The sequence below is a fragment of the Burkholderia sp. Ac-20392 genome (assembly GCF_017104585.1).
GTDB classification, from domain to species: Bacteria; Pseudomonadota; Gammaproteobacteria; order Burkholderiales; family Burkholderiaceae; genus Burkholderia; species Burkholderia lata.
In genome coordinates this window covers 1-3,855 of the sequence record NZ_JAAGPB010000663.1, presented here as the reverse complement: position 1 = coordinate 3,855, position 3,855 = coordinate 1, and the positions used below count along the sequence as shown (strand labels likewise).

The following is a 3,855-nucleotide window of genomic DNA, read 5'->3' as shown; positions in this document are numbered from 1 at the left end:
CGCGCGGTTCAGCGCATCGACCTGCAGCGGATGGATGCAGGTGGCGCCCGCATAGCCGAGCGCCGCGGATGCGTGGGCGATGCGCTCGAACGCGTCGAGGTCGCGCAGTTCGTCGAGACCGTCGATCAGGCCGAGCGGCAGGATGCCGGCCGCTCGCGCGGCGATGATCAGCAACTGCTTCGGCACGCGCAGCACGTCGGCGCCGGTGCCGCTTTCGCAGTTCAGCGCGAAGTCGCCGCCGCCGAGCATCATCGCGACGACGCGCGGCGAGGCGCGCGCGATCCGGTCCATCGCCTGGAACGCGCGCGGCGTTTCGATGATCGCGACGATACGCGTGCCGCCGGGCGCGGCCCCGGCTTCATCCTCGAGCGTGGCCAGCAGTTCGTCGATCGCCTCGACATGCGAGCCACCGCGCACCTTCGGCAGCACGACGCCGTGCACGCCGGCCCGCACGGCCGCGCGCAGGTCCGGCACCAGCAGGTCGAGCGGGCCGTTGGCGCGGACCAGCACGTCGCGGCCGGCGGCACGCAGCATCGGCACGGCGTCGGCGAGGCCGGCGCGGGCGTCGGGCTTGCACGCGAACGGCACGCTGTCCTCGAGGTCGAGGATCAGCGCATCGGCCGTGCTGGTCGCGGCTTTTTCGACAAAGCGGGCGACGTGGGCGGGGACATAGAGAAGCGAGCGCCAGACTGGTTGGGAAGAGGAATTCATCGTTGTTCTCGTAAAATAAAAGTCACTTTCATTTTTGAGACTGATTGGTGCATTCGTCAAGATTATCGTTAACGCCTATATTTACGAGGAATTGAAAGAAGATGAACGATTGAAGTCATGCGAATTCATGTTGATGTCATCGGCGCTCTGCGTATAATGAAAGTGACTTTCATTTTTTGATGACCCTGGGCGATGCGGATCGCACCGTCGCCCGGCACAGCACGAGGCGGACATGAGCAAGGTGGAGACGAACAATCAGGCAGAAGGCGGCGTGGCCGCGGTCAATCGCGCGCTGACCGCGCTTCTGGCGTTCGCCGGCGCGTCCGGCGGGTTGATGCTCGCGCAGGTCAGCGATGCGACCGGGCTCAACATGAGCACGCTGCTGCGGATGTTCGAATCCCTCGAACAGTTCCGCTTCATCAAGCGCCTGCCGGACGGACGCTACGTGCTGGGGCCGGCCGTATTCCAGCTCGGCGTGATGTACCGCGAGTCGTTCCAGCTGCGCGAGCACGTGATGCCGATCCTGTCGACGCTGTCGGCGCAGACCGGCGAAACCGCCGCGTTCTACGTGCGCGAGGGCGACCAGCGCGTCTGCCTGTTCCGCATCCAGGCACAGCGCGCGGTGCGCACGCATCTGCGCGAAGGCGACCGGTTTCCGCTCGACGTCGGCGCGGCGGGGCGCGTGCTGCTCGCGTTTTCGGGCACGCGCGGCGGCGAGTACGAGAAGACGGCCGAGCAGGGCTATACCGTGTCGATTGCCGAGCGCGATCCGGAGAGCGCGGCGATCGCGTGCCCGGCGTTCGGCGTCGGCCGCGTGCTGAGCGGGGCGATCTCGCTCGGCGTGCCGCGCTATCGCTTCAACAAGAAAGTGCTGGCCGATTACCTGCCGTACGTGCAGGCCGCCGCTGCCGAGCTGACGCATGCGCTCGGCGGTGACCTGCCCGCGACGGGCGCGCCGTTCCCGGCGGCCGACCAGCTTGGCGCGCTGCTCGAATAGCGCAGGCGCGGGGCGCGCGCATCGCTGAACCACCGACCCATACCTACCAGGAGACAGTCATGTCCGTACCCGACACGCAGGCCGCCCGTGCGGCCGGCGCGCAGCGTCGCGCGTCCACCGGCCCGATCCGTCCGAAATCGTTCGACGCAGGCGCGGGCGGACCGCTGTCCGGCGTGCGCGTGGTCGACCTGTCGCGCCTGATGGCCGGCAACATGCTGAGCGTGCAACTCGCCGACTTCGGCGCGGACGTCGTGAAGGTCGAAAGCGAGCGCGGCGATACGCTGCGTGCGGTCGGCGCGGGTGGAATCAGCACCAACTGGAAGGTCTACGGACGCAACAAGCGCAGCGTGTGTGTCGATCTGCGCACGCCGGAAGGCGTCGACATCGTGCGCCGGCTGGTGCGCGATGCGGACGTGTTCGTCGAGAGCTTCAAGCCGGGCGTCGCGGAGCGGATGGGGCTCGGCCCCGACGACCTGCTCGCGATCCGGCCGGAACTGGTGATCGCGCGGATCTCTGGCTGGGGGCAGACCGGCCCGTATCGCCACAAGCCGGGTTTCGGCACGCTCGCCGAAGGTTACGCGGGCTTCGCGGCGATCAACGGGTTCGCCGATCGTGAGCCGGTGCTTCCGCCGATGTTTCTGGCCGACATGACGGCCGGGATGTCTGGGGCGCTCGCGGTGCTGGTCGCGCTGCATGCGCGCGGGTCGCAGCGTGCGGCGGGGCAGGTGATCGACGTGTCGCTGTTCGAGCCGCTGCTGTCGATCCTCGGGCCGGCCGCGGCGAACTACGTGATGACGGGCGAGATCAAGCCGCGCACCGGCAGCCGCTCGACGAACACCGCGCCGCGCAATGCGTATCGCACCCGCGACGGCAAATGGCTGTGCCTGTCGAGTTCGACGCAGGCGATGGCCGAGCGGTTGTTCCGCGCGATCGGCCGCGCGGACCTGATCGACGATCCGCGCTATGCCACCAACGTGCTGCGCGTACGTCATGCGGAAGCGCTCGACGCGATCGTCGGCGAATTCATCGGCGCACGCGATCTCGACGCGAATCTCGCGTTCTTCGAGGAAGCGGGTGTGACGGTCGGGCCGATCCAGGACATCGCGCAGATCGTCGCGGATCGCTACGTGATCGAGCGCGAGGCGCTGGTCGAACTGCCCGACGACGACGTCGGCAGCCTGCCGATGCACAACGTCACGCCGCGCCTGTCGGGTACGCCCGGCGCGTTCCGCCGGCCCGCGCCCGCGCTCGGCGAACACAACCGCGAGATCCTGCAGCCGCTGCTCGGCGAGCACGAGTACGCGCGGCTCGCCGCGCTGGGCGTGATCCATTCGCGGTAAGCGGACCGCGCACCGACCGATACCGGATGCACCGGACATTGCATGGAGGAGACACCATGAATCCGCGTTGGACCCATCGGCCGCCCGGCTCGAACTGGGGCGATTTCGGCCCGGACGACCAGAGAGGGCGCCTGAACTGGCTGACGCCCGACGCCGTGCTGCGCGGCGTCGCGGAAGTGCGCGAAGGCCGCGTCTTTTCGCTGAGCCTGCCGCTCGACGTGCCGCGCGGCGGCGGATTGAACGCGCGGCGGCGTCCGCCCGCGATCATGCCGGCGCTGATGGGCGACACACCATACTTCGGCTATCGAGCGGACGAACAGGTGGCGAACGCAACCGACGTGGTTTGCGACGATTCGTTCTGCATGCATTCGCAGTTCTCGACGCAATGGGACGCGCTGTCGCACGTCGGTTCGCTGTTCGATCCGGCGGGCGATGGTGAAAAGACGCGCGTGTTCTACAACGGCTACCGGATGGGCGAGCATATCCGCGTGCCGGAGGCCGGTGCGCCGGAAGGCGGCGCGCGCGCGCTCGGCATCGAGGTGATGGCGCGGACGGGCGTGCAGGGGCGCGGCGTGATGGTCGACCTGCGCCGTCACTTCGGCGATGCGCGGCGCAAGGTCGGTTTCGACGACTGGATGGCGGTGCTGCGCGCGGATGACGTGAGCGTCGAGCGTGGCGATATCGTGTGCGTGCACACCGGTTTCGCCAGCCTTCTGCTGGAAGCGGCCGCGCGCGGCGAGGCCGGTGCGCCGCACGCCTGCTGCGTGCTGGACGGCGCCGACGCGCGCCTGCTGAACTGGATCGACA

The 3,855-nt window shown here is 68.5% G+C and carries 4 protein-coding genes; 3 read left to right on the top strand and 1 reads right to left on the bottom strand.

All coding sequences use genetic code 11. The features are described 5' to 3' along the window. Nucleotides 1-711, bottom strand: a 711-nt coding sequence (locus tag G3N99_RS36450) for an aldolase/citrate lyase family protein (protein ID WP_206124783.1), incomplete at its 3' end; no start/stop codon positions are given. A 232-nt stretch (nt 712-943) separates the two neighbouring features. Between G3N99_RS36450 and G3N99_RS36445 the strand changes: the two genes are divergently transcribed. The 3 genes from G3N99_RS36445 to G3N99_RS36435 form a co-directional block, all read left to right on the top strand. Then, entirely contained in the window at nt 944-1,708 is a 765-nt protein-coding gene (locus G3N99_RS36445) for an IclR family transcriptional regulator (protein WP_174947230.1), read from the top strand. A gap of 59 nt (nt 1,709-1,767) precedes the next feature. Next, complete coding sequence (locus tag G3N99_RS36440; RefSeq protein ID WP_174934587.1) at nt 1,768-3,048, top strand: CoA transferase; 1,281 nt, start codon at nt 1,768-1,770, stop codon at nt 3,046-3,048. Nucleotides 3,049-3,104: 56 nt separating this feature from the next. After that, the coding region (locus G3N99_RS36435; RefSeq protein ID WP_206124782.1) for a cyclase family protein at nt 3,105-3,855 on the top strand (751 nt) is incomplete at its 3' end.